Origin of the sequence: Trichocoleus sp. FACHB-90 (assembly GCF_014695505.1) — a bacterium.
GTDB lineage: Bacteria > Cyanobacteriota > Cyanobacteriia > Cyanobacteriales > FACHB-T130 > Funiculus > Funiculus sociatus.
Window position 1 is genome coordinate 10,596 of sequence record NZ_JACJOK010000089.1, and the last position, 20,814, is coordinate 31,409.

Annotated in this window: 17 protein-coding genes; 6 read left to right on the top strand and 11 right to left on the bottom strand. The window is 47.0% G+C overall.

Going from position 1 to position 20,814, the window contains the following annotated elements:
• Positions 1–7: 7 nt before the first annotated feature.
• The gene (locus tag H6F74_RS25775) at positions 8–2,986 is read left to right on the top strand and encodes a GAF domain-containing protein (RefSeq protein WP_190444981.1); all 2,979 of its coding nucleotides are present in this window, start codon (positions 8–10) and stop codon (positions 2,984–2,986) included.
• A 98-nt stretch (positions 2,987–3,084) separates the two neighbouring features.
• On the opposite strand, the gene secA is transcribed toward H6F74_RS25775, so the two are convergent.
• The 7 genes from secA to H6F74_RS25810 all read right to left on the bottom strand — a co-directional run bounded on the left by secA (position 3,085) and on the right by H6F74_RS25810 (position 10,961).
• Positions 3,085–5,901 (bottom strand): preprotein translocase subunit SecA, encoded by a 2,817-nt coding sequence (gene secA, locus H6F74_RS25780; RefSeq protein ID WP_190444982.1) that lies wholly within the window; start codon positions 5,899–5,901, stop codon positions 3,085–3,087.
• Positions 5,902–6,053: 152 nt separating this feature from the next.
• Entirely contained in the window at positions 6,054–6,728 is a 675-nt protein-coding gene (locus H6F74_RS25785) for a diheme cytochrome c (protein ID WP_190444983.1), read from the bottom strand.
• A gap of 75 nt (positions 6,729–6,803) precedes the next feature.
• On the bottom strand, positions 6,804–7,478 hold the full coding sequence (locus H6F74_RS25790; protein WP_190444984.1) for a class I SAM-dependent methyltransferase: 675 nt from the start codon (positions 7,476–7,478) through the stop codon (positions 6,804–6,806).
• Between the two features lie 8 nt (positions 7,479–7,486).
• Positions 7,487–8,395: a MoxR family ATPase gene (locus H6F74_RS25795; protein ID WP_190444985.1), complete on the bottom strand. Its 909-nt coding sequence runs from the start codon at positions 8,393–8,395 to the stop codon at positions 7,487–7,489.
• Positions 8,396–8,691: 296 nt separating this feature from the next.
• Positions 8,692–9,816, bottom strand: a complete 1,125-nt coding sequence (locus H6F74_RS25800) for a bifunctional riboflavin kinase/FAD synthetase (protein ID WP_190444986.1) — start codon at positions 9,814–9,816, stop codon at positions 8,692–8,694.
• A 71-nt stretch (positions 9,817–9,887) separates the two neighbouring features.
• Positions 9,888–10,787, bottom strand: a complete 900-nt coding sequence (locus tag H6F74_RS25805; protein ID WP_190444987.1) for an MBL fold metallo-hydrolase — start codon at positions 10,785–10,787, stop codon at positions 9,888–9,890.
• A 33-nt stretch (positions 10,788–10,820) separates the two neighbouring features.
• Positions 10,821–10,961, bottom strand: coding sequence for a hypothetical protein (locus H6F74_RS25810; protein WP_190444988.1), 141 nt, complete (start codon positions 10,959–10,961; stop codon positions 10,821–10,823).
• A 1,548-nt stretch (positions 10,962–12,509) separates the two neighbouring features.
• Between H6F74_RS25810 and H6F74_RS25815 the strand changes: the two genes are divergently transcribed.
• From H6F74_RS25815 to H6F74_RS25830, 4 genes are all read left to right on the top strand, one after another.
• Positions 12,510–13,559, top strand: coding sequence for a hypothetical protein (locus tag H6F74_RS25815; RefSeq protein WP_190444989.1), 1,050 nt, complete (start codon positions 12,510–12,512; stop codon positions 13,557–13,559).
• A 179-nt stretch (positions 13,560–13,738) separates the two neighbouring features.
• A complete protein-coding gene (gene grxC / locus H6F74_RS25820; RefSeq protein WP_190420839.1) occupies positions 13,739–13,996 on the top strand; it encodes a glutaredoxin 3 in 258 nt (85 codons plus the stop codon).
• Positions 13,997–14,108: 112 nt separating this feature from the next.
• Positions 14,109–15,083 carry a glutathione synthase gene (gene gshB / locus H6F74_RS25825; RefSeq protein ID WP_190444990.1) on the top strand — a complete coding sequence of 325 codons (975 nt, stop codon included), beginning with the start codon at positions 14,109–14,111 and terminating at the stop codon, positions 15,081–15,083.
• On the top strand, positions 15,080–16,192 hold the full coding sequence (locus H6F74_RS25830) for a Gfo/Idh/MocA family oxidoreductase (protein ID WP_190444991.1): 1,113 nt from the start codon (positions 15,080–15,082) through the stop codon (positions 16,190–16,192). Before gshB ends, H6F74_RS25830 begins: the two co-directional genes overlap by 4 nt.
• A gap of 25 nt (positions 16,193–16,217) precedes the next feature.
• On the opposite strand, the gene H6F74_RS25835 is transcribed toward H6F74_RS25830, so the two are convergent.
• From H6F74_RS25835 to H6F74_RS25850, 4 genes are all read right to left on the bottom strand, one after another.
• Positions 16,218–17,393: a GNAT family N-acetyltransferase gene (locus H6F74_RS25835; RefSeq protein WP_190444992.1), complete on the bottom strand. Its 1,176-nt coding sequence runs from the start codon at positions 17,391–17,393 to the stop codon at positions 16,218–16,220.
• Between the two features lie 197 nt (positions 17,394–17,590).
• Complete coding sequence (gene dprA, locus H6F74_RS25840) at positions 17,591–18,706, bottom strand: DNA-processing protein DprA (protein ID WP_190444993.1); 1,116 nt, start codon at positions 18,704–18,706, stop codon at positions 17,591–17,593.
• A gap of 148 nt (positions 18,707–18,854) precedes the next feature.
• Positions 18,855–19,508, bottom strand: coding sequence for a DUF2301 domain-containing membrane protein (locus H6F74_RS25845; protein ID WP_190444994.1), 654 nt, complete (start codon positions 19,506–19,508; stop codon positions 18,855–18,857).
• Between the two features lie 33 nt (positions 19,509–19,541).
• Complete coding sequence (locus tag H6F74_RS25850; RefSeq protein WP_190444995.1) at positions 19,542–20,330, bottom strand: SAM-dependent chlorinase/fluorinase; 789 nt, start codon at positions 20,328–20,330, stop codon at positions 19,542–19,544.
• 147 nt (positions 20,331–20,477) lie between these two features.
• Here H6F74_RS25850 and H6F74_RS25855 point away from each other — a divergent pair, with 147 nt between their 5' ends.
• The gene (locus H6F74_RS25855) at positions 20,478–20,633 is read left to right on the top strand and encodes a hypothetical protein (protein WP_190417777.1); all 156 of its coding nucleotides are present in this window, start codon (positions 20,478–20,480) and stop codon (positions 20,631–20,633) included.
• Positions 20,634–20,814: the final 181 nt, after the last annotated feature.

A 20,814-nucleotide genomic window follows, 5' to 3' on the forward strand; every position in this document is an offset into this window, starting at 1 on the left:
AAATAACATGGGTCATCAGCAAAGTCCAGCAGACTACGAAAATCAAATCGTTGCCTTGGGGCGCGTTCTTCAGACCCTGCGGGAAGAGGAGAATGTTGACGTTCTCATCGAAACCACCCTGAATTATCTTGTCTCAGAGTTTGAATATCGCCTGATTTGGATTAGTCTTTACGATAAATTAGATCACCGTTTGTTTGGCAAGGGAGGCATCACCCCTACTGCCGACACCAAATTTCTTAAAAATAAGTTCAGCCTCACTCCAGGCGACCTTCTAGAACAGGTAGTGATCCAGCAGCGACCAGTGAGTGTTCCAAATTTGAGCGAAGAAGTGCGGGCTGGAGAATGGCGACGGGCGGCTCAAGAATTTGGGGTTCAGGGGGCGCTTTTTTTCCCATTGCGCTCCAAAGACCGTTGTTATGGTGTTGTGCTGCTGGGGTCACACGTATGGGGCGGCTCTCAAAGCGCAGGCGAAAAAGCCCAGATGTCACTGTTGTTCGGGGGCTTAGCCACTGCACTTTACCAGATAGAACTGGATTGGCAGCATTCCTCTACCAAGCGCCCCGACCAACCCCTGTTCCAAGTGATAGACCAGGTGGCGCGGTTTCCCACGATGCAGCAACGTTTGGAAGCTGTGGTAGCCATGACTCAGCAATTCGTTGCACCAACGCGCACCAGCGTTTATTGGTATTCGCCAGAGCGACGCTATTTTTGGCACCGGGTGGGCAATCGCCACACCTCTAAGGGACTAACAAACCCGTTAACCAGTGCTGCTGCTGGCATCACTTTACAAGAAGTTAGCGAATTTTATCAAGCTCTGAATGAAAATAGGTTAATTGCGATTGGTGCTGGCAGAAGCCCTCTGAAAGCCGAAGTGACAGGGCAGTTGCTCTCCAGACTGCGGGCAAGGTCTTTACTGGCAGCGCCAATTTTGGTGCAGCAAGAACTGGTGGGATTTCTGGCTGTAGAAGGCAATGAAGCCCGCATCTGGGAAGAGGCGGAAAAAAACTATATCCGCGCTGCTGCCCAGCTGATCGCCCTTGGAGCAGGCAGTGAGGAGATAGAAACAACACTGGCCTCAACTCAACAGGATGCCCAACTGGTTGCTGAGTGCGCCCGCGCGATCGCAGATAATACTGATGCTGGTAAAGCGTTGGATCAGTGCGCTCAGTTGCTGCTGAACCGATTGGGCGTGGAACGTTTTTTGATAGTCCAGGGATTGGGGACTGGGGACTGGGGGCTGGGGGCTGGGAACCAAGAAGGAAAAGAAAGCTTTCCTCAAGCCTCCCCATCTTCAAATCCCCAATCATCAAGCCCCTATACAATTGTTTACCAACGCCAGCCAATTAACAGAAGACCCTTGACGACAGGCTTGATCCGCCTTACAGATGCCCAGCAGCAGTTATTTGAGCAAAGCGAGCCATCGGTGGTGGCGATAGAAGATTGGGAACAAGACCAGCGACTTTTAAGTTGGAAGGAAAGCTTGGGGGTTGTGGGCGTGCGATCGCTTTTAATATGCCCTATTGTGCAAGCGGATACTTCTTTTTCCTGTTTTCTAGTTATTTGCCACAGCACCCCCCGAACTTGGAGTCAAACTGAGCGATCCTTAGTAGGCATCGTTAGCCAACAGTTAAGTGTGGCAGTACGCACCTTCAACCTGAGAACCCTCACCAAACTCTCAGAGTCAGCGCAACTTCACCTGCACAACGGTTTGCAAATGCTTTTGTCGGCATCGTCAGACCAAGCACAATGCGATCGCGCCTTGGTACAATTCCTCTCTGAGATGCTGGAATGTCCCTTAGCTATGCTTCTGGACTGGGAAGGCACAACGGAACGCCACAAAACCGGGAAGGTCGCAGCGGCGGTAATGGCTAATCCTCGTTTTGCCCTTTCCCCAGGACTATCTGTATCGCCAACCGATTCCCTAATTCAGGAAGCCTTAGCTACAGATGGTCTTGTAGAAAAGCGCGGCACCCAAATCCCAAATTCTTCTCGGCAATGGCTGAGTAGTCCCGGCATCGGCTGTCTGTTAATTATGGCTCTGCCGGATTTTGCAAAGCAACCGAATTCAGATTTTGGATTGTCGGAAGACGACCCTAATCCAAAATCGAAGAGCGAAAATCCCAAATTGGCTGGTTTCATCATACTTGCAGACGATCGGGGGCGCGAGTGGTCTAGGCACTTACTACCAGTTTTAGAAACTCTGGTGCGACAGTTCGCCCGAATTCGCCGCTATAACTTGTTGAGCGCAACTCTACACCAAGAGGTAAGAAACTTAGAACAGCTCAACTGGTATAAACATCGCTCTTTAGAAAGCCTGCATCAGGCTACAACTGACCGCATCAACCGCCTAAATGAACTAGAATCACCCGCTAAGGGGAATCAGCCAGATAAGTCTTTAGTGCGGATGCACTCGACGCAACTGCTGCGGGAATTAGAGAATATCCTGACAGAATTCACGCCGCTCCTGCAAGAGGAGCAGTGGCAGCTGCGACAACATCTGACCAGGGTGACGCTAACAAGTGTGTTGAAGCGATCGCTTTTGCTCTTAGCACCCCTGTACCATGAACGACAACTCCAAGTGCGTTCCGGGGGCGCTAGTAGCAACCAGGACGTTTATGCCGACCCCCTCAAACTCGAATGCGTCCTCTGCGAAATTCTCAGCGTCGCGGGTCGTCTGGCCCCAGTTGGTAGCCGGATAAATATCAAGACTGAAGTTAAAAGTGCCAACGAGCAAGGTCTTTTCCCATCATCTGATACATCTAGTCATGCGGCACGACCGGGTAGTGTCACCCCGCCTCTACTAGAATTATTAATTACCAATTCCGAAACCTTTAACTTTAAGGTACTCGCAGCGCCCAAGTTACCTGCTCTAAAAATTTGCCAACGCTTTGTCCGTTCCTTTGGCGGCAACCTCCAATTCTACCAGATGGAAGGAAACCGCTACTTAACCCGCTTATTACTGCCAACGGCAATCAAATCCTTCTAATTGCCGATAATAAGAGAACCCCACTCCCAACTGCGGTTGGCTGTTGGCGTGGGGTTTTCTTGTTCCGACTTTCTGACTGAGAACCGCTATATCTATATTTAAACTGCTTGCGGCTGAGCTTGAGGCTGGAACTGGAAGAGGGAATATACTACATTTCTGCGGATATCCGTCATCATGTCCAAGAACATTTCGTAACCTTCCTGCTTATACTCAATCAGAGGGTCTTTTTGCCCGTAGCCGCGTAAACCTACAGACTCACGGAGAGCATCCATTCCTTGCAAGTGTTCCCGCCAGAGGGTATCAATCTGTTGCAAAATAAAGAACCGCTCCGCTTGTCGCATCAAACCGGGCTGAATTTGATCTACGTTCGATTCCTTGAGATCGTAGGCTTTTCGTACTTCTTCTTGCAAGAACGTTTTGATTTCCCCTACACCCATATCATCTAGATGAGATGGCTCTAGGTCTGCCAAAAGGTTGACAAACTCCTTAACTTTTGCTACCAGACTGTTTAAATCCCACTCTTCCGAGGGCAATTCCGGGTTGACGTAGGCATCCACAATGTCATCCATTGTGCGCTCAGCGTACTGGATCACCTGTTCTTTCAAATCTAGACCTTCCAAGACGCGACGACGTTCGGCGTAGATAGCGCGACGCTGGTTATTCATCACCTCGTCGTACTCAAAAACCTGCTTCCGGATGTCGTAGTAGTAGGTTTCGACTTTTTTCTGCGCCCCTTCTAGACTGCGGGTTAGCATTCCGGATTCGATAGGCATATCTTCGTCTACGCGCAACCGATCCATTAATCCTGCCACGCGATCGCCACCAAAAATCCTCAGCAGGTTGTCTTCCAAACTCAAGAAAAACTTCGTTGAGCCTGGGTCGCCCTGACGACCCGCACGACCGCGCAATTGGTTGTCAATCCGACGCGATTCGTGGCGTTCTGTCCCGATGACGTGCAAACCGCCAAGTTTTATCACCTCTTCATGTTCTGATTCGGTAAGGGTGTCGTACTCTTTGCGAATTAAGTTGTAAACCTCGCGCAGCTTTTGGATTACTGGATCGTCAGTCGGTGCCTTTTCGGAAGCAACGGCTATCTTATCCTCCGCCTCCAATTCCGCCAAACTCCGTTCGCCATACTGCTGCACGGCAAAGTCTACCGCACTCTTCAGCTTTTGTTCTGTCTCCCGCGATAACTGCGTCGGGAAGATTTGCGGGCTAACTTTCCAAGTTTTCACCTTCTTACCCGGAACAAATCCCTGTGCAGGCGCACGTCCAGAAGCCCCTGGAACAGAGCTTAAGGCAAAACTATCTTCTTCTGACGGCTGCACAATCTTGGGCATAAAATATTCTCGCAGCTTCAGACGTGCCATGTAATCGGAATTACCGCCGAGAATGATGTCGGTTCCGCGTCCTGCCATGTTTGTTGCGATCGTCACCTTGCCTTGGCGTCCCGCTTGAGCGACGATTTCCGACTCTCGCTCCACATTTTCCGGTTTCGCATTCAGCAGGTTGTGGGGAACCTCTAGTTCGCTAAGCAAAGTTGACAGCAATTCCGACTTTTCTACGCTGGTCGTTCCCACCAAGATTGGTCGTCCAAGTTTGTGCAGTTCGGCACATTCTTCAGCGATCGCGCGCCATTTTCCTGCCTCTGCCTTGTAGACCACATCTGGCATATCCCGCCGTCCGGGAGCTCTATTGGTGGGAATTTGGGTTACTTCCAGCTTGTAAATTTTTTCAAACTCAGCTTCCTCTGTTTTCGCCGTTCCGGTCATCCCGGCTAGCTTGTCGTACAGCAAGAAGAAATTCTGATAGGTAATTGTCGCCAGCGTTTGCGTCTCATTCTGAATTTCCACCCGCTCTTTTGCTTCAATTGCCTGGTGTAATCCATCACTCCAACGACGACCGGGCAACACGCGGCCTGTAAACTCGTCCACAATCACTACTTCATTGTCGCGGACGATATAGTTTACATCCTTTTTAAACAACTCCTTGGCTTTAATCGCATTAAAGATGTAGTGCGCCCAAGGGTCGTTCGGGTCGTACAAATCCTTGACTTCCAGCAACTGTTCGGCTCTGGCAAATCCTTCATCGGTCATCAAGACGTTACGGGCTTTTTCGTCCACCTCGTAATGCCCAACCTTTGAACCATCAGTTTCCACTTCCTTTTCCAGAGCGGCCGCGATCGCTGCCGCCTGCATATACTTCTCTGTGGGGCGTTCTACCTGTCCCGAAATAATCAGTGGTGTCCGTGCCTCATCAATCAATACCGAGTCCACCTCGTCGATGATGCAATAATTTGGCGGACGCTGCACCACATCAACCATTGAGGTTGCCATGTTGTCGCGCAGGTAGTCAAAGCCCAGTTCGCTGTTCGTAGCGTAAGTAATATCGCAGGCGTAGTTTTTCTGGCGTTCCTGTGGCCCCATCCCAGATTGAATCAGTCCTACACTCAAGCCCAAAAATCGGTGTATCTGGCCCATCCACTCAGCGTCGCGTCTTGCCAGATAATCGTTAACCGTGACTACGTGAACCCCTCTACCCGTGAGTGCATTTAGGTAAGCAGGCAGAGTAGACACCAGGGTTTTTCCTTCCCCTGTCTTCATCTCAGCAATTTGACCTTTGTGCAGAACTATGCCACCCAGCATCTGGACATCAAAGTGGCGCATTCCCAAAACTCTTTTACCAGCTTCCCGGACTACAGCAAAGGCTTCTGGGAGCAGTTCATCTAACACTTCTTCGCGTTCCCGCGATGTTTTAACTTTTGCTAAGCGCTGTTTAAATTCCGCCGTTTTACCTGTTAGTTGCTCGTCCGACAGCGCCTGGATTTCTTCCTCGAAAAGGTTAACGTCTACAACGTAAGGTTGAAATTTTTTTAGCTTGCGTGCGTTAGGATCGCCCAGTATTTTTTTAAACATAGCAGGATAGAGAGAACTTAAGAATTTTAGATTTTGCGGGGCGAAGGAGTTTCTCCGCTGGCGATGATTTTAGATTTTGGATTAAAATCTAAAACCTAAAATTATCGTATCATTTTCGTTCAGGCTGAAACGGTACGGGCTTCCCACCCAAGTTAGGGTGAATTTTCCCATTCAGCGGTCAGACTACGGAAGTTATATTTCTCGGCACCGGGATGACAGGTAAGGCAGCTGGAGAGTGTAGTTGGTTGAGGAAGGTTGACGCGGGGATGGAGTGCTTTTAAGTAGCGAGATTCTGTTACCCGATACGGCACTGCTTCTTTTTCTAACTGTGGACGAGAATAAGTACGCAGGTAGTCCCACATTAGTAAAAGTGTGGGAGTGATGATGCGCGGTAGCTTGGTTCCGTAATGCTGCTGCGTCTCTTGCAGCAGATTTTGCCAGGTTTCGCTAGGGAGAACCCCTGGAGGTAGAGCAAGGTGGCAGGTGGCACAGTTGTCCAGGTAAAGTTGTTGCCCTAGCTGGAGGCGACCGGAAACCGGGTCAGTTGTCGCTTGTCCGTTGTTTGTTGGCGCTTGAGAGATGTCCGATTGGAAAGCTGTCAAGTTATTAGAATCTACCAAAGTTTCAACTTTCAAACTTGACCTCTGTTCGCTCTTTACTGACGACTGACTGCTGACATCCCTTGCTTGTGCCAGCCCCCAGCCCAAGATAAGACTCCAGACTAAAAGTAGCAAAAATAAAGTAAATAGCGATCGCTTGCGTTTCCCACCTTTCGCTACTTCTTTCCTTAGTTGTTGCCGTTGTGTCGATCTAACTTTTCGTCCCATCCTCACAAAACCCATTCCAAAGCAGCATTAGCAGTCAAAACCCCGCCCACAAAGGGAGCGCATTCCAGAGTCGCTTCATTTGCGCCCACCAAACACCGCAAAACTAAAATTCTTGTACCAACAATCTATGTCCACAAAACCAGCCGCTTCTAACCAACCAAGTTGATCCTCCAGAGGTGCCATGCGATCATATTCCATACGTTTTTTGGCAGCATTTAGTTCCTCATCTGAGATACCCATAGCGCCAACTTTGTCAACCCACTGTCGTCGATAAAGTTTCTCTAATTCAGGAGTTGTGCCTAGTACCTGATCCGCGTTAACGAACATCCCCCCTGGACTCAAGGCATCGTAAATTCGCCGAAAAAGATGTTCTTTGTCAGAATCGCATAGATGGTGTATCGATAAGCCAGAGATAACTAAATCATATGGCCCTCCCAAATCAGCCTTAACATAATCGTCAATTACGATTCTGGGAGACTTACCCATGCTGCTAAATCGAGACTTAGCTATTTCTAACATCTCAACCGCTAAGTCAATCAGGGTAAATTCTGCTACAGGAAACGCTGCCTGAACCATACCCGAATAAAGCCCAGTCCCCGCACCCAAATCAAGAACCTTCAGCGGTACTGTACGCTCAATTTGTATGACCTGAACCGCCGTTCCATAAAAGTCATCAAAACATGGAATCAGGGTGCGACGTAGCTTATCATAATCTGCTGCGGCAGCATTAAAAGCTTGCTCAATATTCATTTTCTGGCTTACGGAATGGGAACTGAGCGCAGCAGTCGCTCCACAATTGTCTTAGCACGGCGACCACCAGATGGTATGAGACGGTGGGAAAGAACGTGAGGTGCCAAGAATTTTACATCATCGGGAATAGCATAATCCCGCCCTTCCAGAAAAGCTAGCGCCTGGATGCCACGCTGTAAGGCAACTGTACCGCGAGGGCTTACACCCAGAGTAATTTCTTCATCTGCCCTTGTTGCCCGCACCAAGTCAAGGATGTACTGTTGCAAAGATATCTCCACCTTCACGCCTTGACATAAACGCCGTAACTCCTGCACATCTTCCAGAGAAATACACGGTTGCAAATCTTCTACCGTCACGCCTTCAGCGAGGCGTTGCAGCATCTGGAGTTCTTCTTGTTCTGTGGGATAGCCTAAGGTTAAGGAAAGAGTAAAGCGATCCATTTGAGCTTCTGGTAAGGGAAACGTACCCTGATACTCAATTGGGTTTTGAGTGGCGATGACAAAAAACGGACTAGGTACAGTGCGAGAAACCCCATCTACGGTAACTTGTCGTTCCTCCATCACTTCTAGCAAAGCAGACTGGGTGCGGGGTGTAGCGCGGTTAATTTCGTCTGCCAGCAGCACATTAGCAAACACTGGCCCCGGCAAAAATTCAAACTCTCTTGAAGCGGGATTCCAGATATTCGTTCCGGTAATATCTGTAGGCAAAAGGTCAGGGGTGCATTGAATTCGCTGAAATTTGCCGTCGATGGAGCGTGCCAGAGATTTTGCCAGTAAAGTTTTGCCAACACCGGGGACATCTTCGAGCAAAGCATGACCACCGGAAAGTACCGCTACCAGCACTAAGCGAATGGCATCTGCTTTTCCTACAATAGTACGGCTTAAATTTTGGTTAAGCTGCTCAATACGTTGTCTCATAGTCTTTAATCATTAGTTATTATTCCATTGTCATTAATTTATGGTCTGTTGTCAGTTGTTATCTTTACTCACCTCAATTGAACCTATCACCACAGGCTTTGAAATAAATTTCACACTAGAAAGTGTAAACCGATTTTAACGACTTGAAACCTTTCTTTAATAAAATCTGTATTTCAGCCAGTTTTAACTGACTTTAGCTTTGAGCCTCGAACTTTAGTTCATGGCTTTATTTCAGGGCAAAATTGTGATGCTCATCGTCACTGGTGCAAGCGATCGCTTTTTCGGGCTGATAATAACTAATGACTACTCAAAAAATCTCTTGCAGCTTCACAGTCTGCATGAATTTGGGCTTTGAGGGCTTCTAGAGAAGTAAATTTTTGTTCTGAACGCAAAAACTTTTCTAAGCTCACTGTTAGGGTCTTTCCATACAAATCCCCAGACCAATCTAACAGGTGAACTTCTACAGTCGGAGAAGTTCCTTCTACAGTGGGGCGACAGCCAATATTCATCACCCCAATGGCTTCTATAGGCAAGACAGAAGCCTCTTTTGCTGTGGTGAGGCTAGTTGCTTGGGTTTCTATATTGCCTGTTGCCTGTGGCTGTGTGCCTTGCGAAAGGCTCTCGACTTCGTTATAGACTCTGACACAATAAACGCCAAAACGGGGCAAAAACTTTTCTGGAGGCAATTGCAGGTTGGCGGTGGGAAATCCGATGGTTCTGCCGAGTTGCTGCCCTTTTACTACTAATCCTGTGAGCGTGTAGGAGCGCCCTAACAGGCGGTTTGCTTGCTCTAAATCTCCTGACTCTAGAGCTTGACGAATGATGGAACTGCTGATACGTTCTCCTTCACAGGTTTCCAAGGGTACAAGGGTGACTGGGATGCCATAGGAGCCTGCGATCGCTTTTAAATCTGCTGCTGTTCCCGCTCTCTTGCACCCGAAACGAAAATCCTCTCCTACACTGATGCGACGGGCTTTGAGGTGCTGCACCAAAATCTTTTCTACAAAATCTTCCGGACTCAAAGAAGCTAATTGCCGGTCAAATGGCAACAGCACTAACTGTTCTACACCCATCGTCTTGAGTTGTCGCACCTTTTCCGGCGGGGGTGTCAGCAAGCCTCGGCGTTGACCAGTAAAAAACTCTCTGGGATGCGGATTGAATGTCACTACCGTTGAGATTAGATGTTCATCTGTTTGCATCCCCGTTTCTGAGGACTGATGAGCATTCTCCCGCAGGCTCAGCCAATGGTTTTGCTCCCGCCGATTTAGGGCCGATTTAGGAAGCGTCAGGGCAGCAGGAGCGCCAGAAACCTCTAAAATTGGTCTGACTACCTGTTGATGCCCGCGATGCACTCCGTCAAAGTTTCCCAGAGCAACAGCGGTTGGTGTTATAGCAGTGTTAGGAGAAGAAGTAACCCACACGCTTTACATCTTTACATAATTTTGTAATTAGTCAGTAGCCAATTGCTAATTGACTGTTGACCATGAATTGTTCAGGCTGAGACACCTGCCTCTTTTTGAGCGATCGCATTCTGCACAGTAGGGGGCGCTACCTGAATTGACAGCCCTTCTCTGGCCATGATCGCATCGGGAAACTGTTGAGCTACTAACTCGCCAGTGCGATCGAGAAAATCATCATTGTGTAGGGGATCGTGATGGAAAATCACCAATTTTTTCACATTAGCTGCCCGCGCCACTTTCACCGCTTCCTGCCATGTGGAATGTCCCCAGCCGACTTTAGAGGATTTTGGTGAGGAATATTCCTCATCCGTGTAGGTGGCATCATAAATCAGGACATCTGCATTCCGCGCCAGCCACAAAACTTTTTCATCTAGAGTGTCTGAAAAATGTTCTGTATCCGTAACATAAGCAGCCGCACAGCCTCGCCAGTTAACGCGATAACCCACAGCTTCCCCTGGATGGTTGAGTAGCGCATTCTCAACCGTAATTTCCCCAATCTCCACCTTTTGACCTACTGGCAGATCGTAGAATTTTAAATCGGCTCCCATGATCTGCAAAGGTACGGGAAAATTTGGGTGGTGCATTTGGTCGCTCAGGCGCTGCTCCAGCGTCGAGCCATTGGGAGCAATCGTTCCGTGAATGTGGAAGCGATTCCCTTTGATAAAAGCAGGGACGAAGAAGGGAAACCCCTGAATGTGATCCCAATGGGAGTGCGTGAAAAACATATAAGCTTCCACTGGCATTTGGGACAGGAGCGATTGCCCCAAAACTCGTAGGCCAGTGCCGCCATCAAAAATCAGGCGTTCACCACCCACGCGCATCTCCACACAAGGCGTATTGCCGCCATACCGGACTGTCTCCGGCCCCGGACAGGCAATACTTCCTCTAACGCCCCAAAAGTGAATTGTGAACAGGTTTTGTATGCTAGACATGGGTGTTCCCTGTAGGGTTCCGATTGCGATCCATCAGTAAGGTTTTCGGTTCTGCATATTGTTTGTGCCATCCAGGTGAGCGATCGCGTGGAAATGCCCTGCTCTGTTTAACCCAAGCGCTAGGTAGAACCGTGGTTGCCAAGCTATACCAAATGGTATAACTTCTACTGACATACTAAAAAGTGCTTTGGTAGACGACCCTATGCTTAAATTTGAGTATGAATTACAACTGCTCACTGGCATGATTGCAGGTGCCGATAGACCAAGCGTTTCTTGAGGAAACTTTTTTTGACGCTACTGCCTCTTGTGGGACGCACGTCCGAATGAGGACTCTAGCTCTTGGTATTAATTTAAAAAGCTTAGCAGTTTAGTCGCCAAAACGTCTGCCATTTAGTGCAATATAAACTTGTGATTTGGCTCACTCTCAAAACTTATATAACCCGCTAGAGCAAAAAATCTGCTTTTTTGGACAGCTCGCTCTGCACACCTGTATTTCAACATTAACATCGGCAGTAGGCTATATGGAGCTTTTACAAGGATATTATCGAGTCTAGGCTATAGTCTATCGCTTATTTGAGTGACACCGTTTGACAATGAAAGGGACTGAGGAGGAGGAGCGGAGGCGATTAGATCGGCATTTTGGCCGTTGCTCCGCGTTGTGGAACACAAGAATGCAACTGTTTCGTCTTCCTCTTCACCAATACCCCTTTTCTCTATCTCTTCGATGCCTTACCCCTAACAATTTAGGTAATTTCCCGGTTGTTTACTCAAAGAGCCAAGCGATCCTCTTTAATCTCCCAGAGGGACTATGAATTCGCTTTCGTAAATATATACTGCTAAAGCGCGATCGCTCATCAGTAGTTTCCTGCTAAGCGTTGATTTCTAAGCAGTCTAGCCTCTGCATGGAAATACTGCGTCAAATTTTAGCAGCCTCATTTAATACCATGTTTTTCGGTAAATACCCTCATAAATATGGGCTTCGGTTACTTATTGGTTAACTATTTCTTTATTGACGAATTTAAGAATATCAAATCTCCACCAGCTTACTAAATCGGTTGTAAACCCTAGGATTGGCTATCATAGGCTGTCGCCGGAGAAATACTTGCTTTACAAACGAAAAAAATATTTTACAAGCACCGCAAGGATTGCTATGAAACTTCTTGTGTCCTTTCACAGTCTAATTTATATCTAACGCTACTAATAATCGGAATATACTTAAAATTTCCTAAGTTAGACCTTGGTACTGTTTTTGTTTACGTATTTATGCTGATCTTGGATTTGTAGTTAATAAGTAATACTTACAATCATTAGTTATAAAAAATTTCTATAAAAAGTTTTTGATTGACTCAGAAGCCTTCTCCTGCAATAGCTTCGGTGGTTTTTGTATAAGCGTAAGTCAGGACACAGCCGATAAATATCAAATATATTCATCAATTTATATCAGTAAATTACACAGTATTTTTATCAAAATTTGAGAGTAAATGAAGATACAAAAAAGATTGACTTTTAGTAATAGACACTCAGCAAAAGAGTGTCTATAGTGGAAATTGAAGCAGCTAGGTAAACATTAGCTTTGATTAAAACAAGGCTAAGCTACAAGTTCCAATTATTGAAATCAGGGTTAACCTTCCTGCTATCTACAACCCAGCATGGAAGTGAAAGGTCACGCTTCCCCTAGCGCAACTTCAATACATTCTCAAACAAACTCAGGTTTTAATTACAATGACACGGTTATTTTCGACATTAATTGGACATTCTTTACTGGCTGCTGGTGTTGCTGTTGTATCTTCTGTCTTAACCGCCACACAAGCGCAAGCCATTCAGCTCGGCTTTAACAACATTACTCACAATAACGCCATGAACGAGGCAACTGGGGAATCCCAGTTGTTTGTAGATGTCACCGACGCTAGCGGTGGAGAAACTCTTTCCGCTACTCAGGTTTTGTTTAAGTTCAGCAACATCGGAACGCAACTATCTTCGATCACCCAACTTTACTGGGATGACTCCAGCGTTTTGAAGAACATAATCTCAATTACCGATAGCGGCAGCGGAGTGTCGTTTTCTGAGGCGAACAAAGGTAATCTGCCGGGCGGGAATACTGTCAAGTTTTCAGAAGATTTCGTAGTGGATGCTAACCAGCCAACGTCACAGATGGGTGTGAATCCTGGAGAATGGGTTAGTATCCTGTTTAATTTAGATCCAGGCAAAACGTTAAGCAATGTCTTTAGCGATTTGACAAGTGGTGCGCTGCGCTTGGGTTTCCACGTCCAAGCCTTTGGTAATGAGGGAAGTGAAGCCTTTGTGAATAATCCAGTCGCGATCGCCCCCACTCCAGTTCCCACTCCAGTACCAACTCCAGTTCCCACTCCAGTACCAACTCCAGTTCCCACTCCAGTTCCCACTCCAGTACCAACTCCAGTACCCACTCCCGAACCAACTCCAGTTCCAGCTCCTGTTGAAAATCCTGAACCAACTCCAGCTACAAATCCTGAACCAGCTCCCGCACCAACTCCAGTTCCCACTCCTAGCAGTAGTACTGGCGTTGACTACAGCAATGGCGGTAGCGGAGTTGACTATAGCGATGGTGGTGACACAGGTAGTGACACAGATGATAAGACAGGTAGTAACACAGATGGTAAGACAGGTAGTAACACAGATGGTAAGACAGGCGGAACCAAGGAAGTTCCTGAACCCAATACAATGAGTGCCATCTTACTGACAGGTTTAGTAACCTGGGGTTTCGGCAAAAGTCGCAAAGGCATCAAAAAGTAGTCTCAAAGGCTATTTAAAGGAAAGCTTTTTCTTCTGTAGAGATACGTATTACTTAAAACGCCTCTCACTTCCTTGAGAAGTGAGAGGCGTTTTTTTAAGGGATTTAATTTTGACAGGGAAAAGTTAATGTACTTGGGTAGACTAGGATTAACAAATATTAATGAATATTTAAGGACAAGATGGCTGCTAACGTGGAAATTTATACCTGGAGCAGATGCCCATTCTGCATCCGCGCCAAGGCTTTACTCGATGAAAAGGGCGTTGAGTATACAGAGTATTGTATTGATGGGGACGAGGCAGCGCGATCGCAAATGGCAAAACGAGCGAATGGGCGGCGTTCAGTACCTCAGATTTTCATCAACAATCAGCACATCGGTGGGTGCGATGATACCTATGACCTAGAGGCTCAAGGTAAACTTGATCAACTCCTGCAATAAGAAGTCATTGGTCTGTCAAGAGTGGGGAAGTTGAAACGTTCTAACTTTCTTTCCTCTTCACACGTCTACGGACAATCGACAATGAACAAAAAGCCGCTAGCTGATATCTAAAATGAAATTTGCATTTATCATTGACCCCATCGAACGGCTAGATCCTGGTCACGATAGCAGCGTGGCGCTGATGGAAGCCGCGCAAGCACTTGGTCACGAGGTTTGGATAACTCAGGCTAATTTATTGAATGTGGTGGATGGCAAGGCTTGGGCGGTGCTGGAGCCGGTGCAACTGACACCAGTGCATCTGGTGAACGGACTGTGGGTGGGAGAGTCGGTGTGGTTTGCTGTGGGCGATCGCACCCTCTCGCCCCTTGAGTCAATGGATGCGGTTTTCATGCGAACCGACCCGCCAGTGACGGTTCCTTACCTCTACGCGACGTACATTCTGGACTATATCGATCCTGCTCAAACGTTGGTTATCAATGCCCCCAAAGGGCTGAGAGCGGCAAATGAAAAGATGTATGCACTCCAGTTTACGGAGGCAATTCCAGAAACGATTGTCAGTGCCGATAAAGGGGTAATTCGCGAATTTCTGGAAGCAAAAGGGACAGCTGTATTAAAGCCCCTGGGTGGGAAAGCGGGAGAGGGGATATTATTTTTAGATGCGAGCGATCGCAATTTTAATTCCCTAATTGAACTGAGTACCCTTCAGGGACGAGTTCCCGTCATGGTACAAACCTATTTACCTGCCGCTAAAGATGGAGATAAGCGAATTATCTTACTCAATGGCGAACCAATTGGGGCATTAAATCGCATTCCCACAGGTAAAGAATTTCGCGGTAATATGGCAGTCGGTGGTAGAGTCGCCGAGACGGAAATTACCGAACGAGAGCGGGAAATTTGCACCCAACTAGCGCCCACATTACAACGGGATGGCTTAATTTTTGTTGGTATTGATGTAATTGGCGGCTACCTTACTGAAGTTAACGTTACCAGTCCCACTGGTATCCGAGAAGCCGACCGACTAAACAGCACTCGTTTAGGTCATCAAGTGGTTGAATGGGTGGAAAAGTTTAAATCGGCAATAGCATGACACTCAGCAATGTTTACGTAGCCGTTGTAGGCACGGGATTTGGCCAGAAAATTCACATTCCCGGATTTCAGGCACATCCGCGCACTCAGGTAGTGGCAGTTTATCACCGGGATTTGGAGAAAGCAAGAGCGATCGCTTCTGCCCACAACATTCCTCACGCTGGCGACAACCTAGAACAAATCGTCACCCTGTCGGATGTTGATGCTGTCAGTATCTCAACGCCGCCATTTTTGCACTACGAAATGGCAAAGACTGTGTTGCAAGCTGGGAAGCATTTATTATTAGAAAAACCGACAGCTTTATCAGCAACCCAAGCGCGAGAATTGCACAATATGGCGATCCGGGTTGGCGCGATCGCTACAATGGATTTTGAATTTCGCTTTGTCCCCGCATGGCAAAAATTTGCTGAATTATTGGCGCAAGGGTATGTAGGAGAAAAGCGCCTGATTAAAATAGATTGGTTGGTGTCGAGTCGCGCTGATGCCTCGCGCCCTTGGAACTGGTATGCTCGGAAAGACCAAGGCGGCGGTGCTTTGGGGGCAGTTGGTTCTCACGCTTTTGATTATATTAGTTGGTTGTTTGCACCCGTGCAGCGACTATGCGGCCAGTTGATTACGGGGATTCCCTTTCGTCCAGTTCCAGAGACGGGGGAAATGAAGGCTGTGGATGCTGATGATACTTGTACGTTGATGCTGCTTTTAGCGGATGGTACGCCGTGCCAAGTTTGTATCAGTTCCGTAGTTTATGCAAGCCGAACCCACTGGATAGAAGTATATGGCGATCGCGGGACGTTAGTCTTGGGCAGCGACAATCAAAAAGATTACGTGCATGGTTTTCGCCTCTGGGGTGCAGGCGTGGGTAAATCCCTAGCTGAGATAGAAATCCCTAATCATTTGCTGTTTCCCCAAAATTACACTGATGGGCGTTTGGCACCATTTATCAGAGTTGTAGATAACTGGGTGAAAGGAATTGACGCAGGAAAGGCAGTCACGCCATCGCTGCGAGAAGGGGTTTATTCTCAGCTATTAATGGATTTAACCCATCAATCCCATAAAACAGGTTGCTGGGTAGATGTACCAGATTTTGATCAGTTTCTGGCTAATAGCTAATTGCTACGCTACTTCTAACTTGTTATCAAAAATGATCGGACATCCAAGGTTCCGAACCCGCAAATATTTGCGTTGCTGCGGCGATTGCATCAGCAGTTGCTTCAATTTGCCCAATTGTTTGCAGTTGATGAGGTGTAAACAAACCTGTGAATAAAGGCGATAATCCCCGCACATCTAAGCGTAATTCTCCCTTTCCGCCTTTAGTTACTTCACCGCGACCTCCGGAAACTGCTAAGATAAACTTCCCATTATTATCGGGTAGAATGTTATCCTGAATTTCCAAATGCAATTCGGCCTCTACACCAGCCGGATAGCCGCGTAATGAAAGGGCTTTTGGCACATTAATTACTCGCACTAGCCATCTTTCTAAAGCAGTAATTTTGTAAGTTTGCTCGGAAAGTAAACCTAAAAAAGGGTCGATTGCCATACCCCGCCAAATAACATTCTCTGCTAAAGAGCGGTGATCGGCGAAGAAAGTCCACAGACGACGTGCTGCTGCTGGTGTTATTGCCACCATGTCTCTAATTAGTAGGTTGTAGCCTTTTTCTCCCCACTTTTGGCTGAAAATGACGTAACCTTGTGGTTTGTCTTCAGCACCAATTAGATAGGCGTGAATCGTTTCTTCCTTGGACTCGATTATTCCTTTCCAAATTGCCTGATTTCGATCTAGGTTGCCACTGGATGCGATCGCTCGTTGGCGGTATAATTCGTGAAAAACTTCGTGCTGATTTGCTGCTACTGAAAAAATGGGGAGAGTGCGATCTTTTAGCAGGATACTGTCTACTGGCACCGACAAACGGCAATAGTTCCCTGCCTGTTCGTAACCAACTTTCCGATAAAGCGCACTCGTAGAGGCGTAGAGTGTTGATATAGGAACACCCGCTTCGTAAAGCTCTTTGACAAGTTGTGTCATCATCGCCGCCGCTACGCCTGTTCCTCGATGTTCAGGAGCAATGCCAACAGATGCGATTCCTGCTATCGGGACGCTAGAACCACCGAACCATTGTCCCATGTGAAGGATGGCTAATCCTCCAGCTACTCGTCCATCTTTGTGGATTACCCGAAAGTTGTCTAAGCCGATAAGATTGGCATAATATTGATCGTCGCTGGGTGGAGCATTGAAGCACTGGCACAGTAATGCTAAAAGCTGTTGACTTTCGTCAGAGTTGGAAAAGGTGCCAAATTCAATATTATCTGTCATATAAATTTGGTAATTGGTAATTTGCGTTTTTAGTGTTAGCTATAAAACTGTATTTTGTAGGTATTGCCTACCTTACAAAACTGCAATCAGTATTTATAAATTACTGAAGCGATCGCGCGATCGCTTCCCTTAACCAGCTCATCCAAGCGGGTGAGAGCAATTCACCCTACTGGTTCATCCATTAGGAGGTGGTTTTTCTAACATCTTTGATAGCGCATTCCCGGTAATTGCGACACTAACCCAAGTAATTCTAGTTGCAACAGCGCGCTGGATACAGAACCTGGCGTTAAACCAGCCTGCTGCACAATTAAATCAAACGGCGCAGGTTCAAGGGAAATAGCTTGCAAAACTTGTTTAAGTTCCGGTTCCAAATCCGGCAAGGAAGATTGATTAAATAATTCTAATTGCTGCACCGAATCGAGTTGTGGAATTGCTCCTAACATTTCTAACAAATGTGCTTCATCAAGAAACGACATAGCTCCCTTATTAAGCAATCTCAGACAACCCATTGACTGCTGATCATCTAATCTTGCAGGCAAAGCATAGACATCTCTACAAAACTCATTAGCATAGTCGGCAGTAATCAAAGCACCGGATCTTGTAGGCGCTTCCATCACCATAATTGCGCGACTCAAACCAGCAATAATTCGATTGCGTGGGGGAAAATGTTCCCGTGTTGGTGGCGTGTCTGCTGGATACTCGCTTAAGGCTAATCCGTGATGCAAAATCTGTTCGTATAAAGACTTATTGTTCCTGGGATAAACTACATTCACGCCAGTACCTAAAACTGCCAGCGTTCGTCCTCCAGCTTCTATACAGGCGCGATGTGCTTCTGTGTCAATTCCATCTGCCATACCAGAAACAATTGTGAAGCCATTTTTTGCCAGCACTGTGCTGATTTTGCGAGTCCAACGCTTGCCATACTCGGAGGGTTTGCGAGTCCCGACAATGCCAACCATCGGCGTAATGCCTTGATTTTCCAGAAGTTGGACTTTGCCGCGATAGTACAGCACTGGCGGCGGGGTAGGAGTCTCTAGGAGTAAGCGGGGATAATCTGCATCAGCTGGTGTCCAGAAACAGGGATTTTTTGCCGAGTGTTGCTCTAATAATTGTCCCGGATTAAGGCGCGATCGCTTCTCTACCACTACCTCAATTGTCTGACGCCCAAACCCCTCTACCTCTCGCAAGGCAGCAGGACTGGCAAGCCATGCTTCCGAGAGTGTGCCAAAATGCTTTTGCAAGCGTCCAAGCAAAATTGGCCCAATTTTAGGAATTTGCGACCATGCCAGCCAAAAGGCGCGTTCTTCTACCAATTACCTACCCTCGTCGCCATTCAGATTCCAGCATACTCATCAGATAAAGGCTCCAGTAGTTGGCACTTACTTTCGCACATTCGCGTCGGTAGGCTTCTTTCTCAAAATATTCTCGTTCCCAAACTTAACCAGGGATTGAGAAATAATATCAAGTCGCTGAACGCTGTTGTTTCAAATAAGCAAAAACCGACTTGTCGCCAATATCATCAGGAATTTGTTGAACAGTTTTTCGCAAAGCAAACACGATAAATAGCACTGCCCAAACTCCTAATAATTTCTGTTCTACTGAAACTGGTAAAACGCCAGCTAGATGCCCTAGTAATAGAACTGGAACTAAAGGCGTGAGAATTTTTGTTTCTAACCGGTGGAAGCAAAAACCTTCTTTAAAATAGATCCCCGTTAACGACACAAAGGTAAAGCCAATCCCGAAAAGTGTAACTGGGTTATTGTATACAGTTAAAGCCAGAGGTTCGCTACTTTGGAGTGCCAAAACAGTTGCCGAAACCGCACCAATTACCCAAAAAGCTTGTAATAGTCGATGCAGTGGTTCTAGGTAAATATGGATGGTAACTAAGCTGACACCCAATGCTAAACAAAAACAAGCATATAACGGAGTTAGTAAGGACAATTGGACTGTATTTGTTCCCAATACTAACCAGCTACCCAAGGCAAAGCTTAAAGCTGCTACCATTAACCCGGTGCGATAGATTATTACACCAGTGCGATCGCTTCCGGTTAACGTAAACTCTCCAAACTGCCCTTGATAAACTACTGGTTCTAACTGAGCATCACTCTGAGTCATACTTTGCTTTCCTTTATTGCTGTTTAATTATGTCTACTTACTTAAGATAACTTCTACTACATCTCCCCAGTTTAGTTGCAGTTGCTGCTGAGCATTACCACAATTAACAGCAATTTCTACCCAACCATGAGAACCAACTAAAGCAACCAGATTTCCAGGGGGGCTGTCATGGTAAGTTGTTATACCTGGGATGGTATATTCATCTACCTCAACAAACCAAGATTTTTCTTGCACTAGAGTACCGGGAATGTTGGTAATTAAGTTGCCGAAGCGATCGCTATACTGAATACAACCTACTAAACCCGCCTCTGTAACGCTGCATTCAGGTATGGGCAACTGCACCAGGGTTTCGGGATTAATTGCTGTTCCCAGTCGTTCTAGGGGAACGCCGCTGGCAAGATGAGCGCCCACTGGGGCAAAAATATCTCGCCCGTGAAAGGTGGTGCTGGGTTCTCTAGTGTGCCAATAACTAGAGTTAGTGAGTTCGACAGCCGTAACGTCGCTACTTGTGATGATGCCACTAAATATCCCGTTATCTGGCCCCACCAGGAAGCTGTCGCCGAATTGAATAGCGATCGCTCTCCGATTACTCCCCACCCCCGGATCGACTACAGCAATATGCACCGTCCCTGGTGGGAAATACGGGTAAGCACTCATCAGACAAAACCTTGCTGCTGCGATGTTCTGAGGTGGAATGTCGTGAGTCAGATCCACCACATTCAGAGTTGGGTTGACTTGAGCAATTACACCCTTCATCACCCCCACATACACATCACTCAACCCAAAATCAGTGAGAAGGGTGAGAATTTTGGTTTTGTGCATCTGCGATCGCTGGCGCTTGTAGGAGCCAACTTATAACCCTAGCTAGATATTTGTGAATTTTCGGTAACAAAGGCTACCGTTTACCCTAGTGTAGGCTATATTAAAAAGGTAAGAGATACCTCAAGTCGAGCCAAAAGAATGTCCATTATGAGCGGAAGACGTCAAGATAACCGAAAAAATGCAGCGGCGGCTCATCGGGAGAACATCCAAAAAAGCTTGCAGCATCGTTTAGAAGTCGCTAGAGCAAAAGGTGACGAAGCCTTAGTTCGTCAGTTGGAAGCAGAAGCCAACTACTTCAACTAAGCCCGATAGCATCAGCGCAGTGATAATTTGCCATTTTGGGAGGTGTAGTGGGGTGTAACCGTCACGAAACCCATCCCATATACCTTGCTAAAAAACTCGAAGGGGGATGCCGCATTACGGCATCCCCCTTTGTTGTCTATCAGCTTGACGTTTTCTCCGTACTTCAGGTATTACCGAGACT

Coding starts and splice junctions, on each gene's coding strand:
- H6F74_RS25810 (WP_190444988.1), bottom strand. CDS start 10,961: ATGTCAGTAGAAGTTATACCATTTGGTATAGCTTGGCAACCACGGTTC.
- H6F74_RS25815 (WP_190444989.1), top strand. CDS start 12,510: ATGACACGGTTATTTTCGACATTAATTGGACATTCTTTACTGGCTGCT.
- secA (WP_190444982.1), bottom strand. CDS start 5,901: ATGTTTAAAAAAATACTGGGCGATCCTAACGCACGCAAGCTAAAAAAA.
- H6F74_RS25805 (WP_190444987.1), bottom strand. CDS start 10,787: ATGTCTAGCATACAAAACCTGTTCACAATTCACTTTTGGGGCGTTAGA.
- H6F74_RS25795 (WP_190444985.1), bottom strand. CDS start 8,395: ATGAGACAACGTATTGAGCAGCTTAACCAAAATTTAAGCCGTACTATT.
- H6F74_RS25790 (WP_190444984.1), bottom strand. CDS start 7,478: ATGAATATTGAGCAAGCTTTTAATGCTGCCGCAGCAGATTATGATAAG.
- H6F74_RS25855 (WP_190417777.1), top strand. CDS start 20,478: ATGAGCGGAAGACGTCAAGATAACCGAAAAAATGCAGCGGCGGCTCAT.
- H6F74_RS25845 (WP_190444994.1), bottom strand. CDS start 19,508: ATGACTCAGAGTGATGCTCAGTTAGAACCAGTAGTTTATCAAGGGCAG.
- H6F74_RS25835 (WP_190444992.1), bottom strand. CDS start 17,393: ATGACAGATAATATTGAATTTGGCACCTTTTCCAACTCTGACGAAAGT.
- gshB (WP_190444990.1), top strand. CDS start 14,109: ATGAAATTTGCATTTATCATTGACCCCATCGAACGGCTAGATCCTGGT.
- H6F74_RS25775 (WP_190444981.1), top strand. CDS start 8: ATGGGTCATCAGCAAAGTCCAGCAGACTACGAAAATCAAATCGTTGCC.
- grxC (WP_190420839.1), top strand. CDS start 13,739: ATGGCTGCTAACGTGGAAATTTATACCTGGAGCAGATGCCCATTCTGC.
- H6F74_RS25850 (WP_190444995.1), bottom strand. CDS start 20,330: ATGCACAAAACCAAAATTCTCACCCTTCTCACTGATTTTGGGTTGAGT.
- H6F74_RS25830 (WP_190444991.1), top strand. CDS start 15,080: ATGACACTCAGCAATGTTTACGTAGCCGTTGTAGGCACGGGATTTGGC.
- H6F74_RS25785 (WP_190444983.1), bottom strand. CDS start 6,728: ATGGGACGAAAAGTTAGATCGACACAACGGCAACAACTAAGGAAAGAA.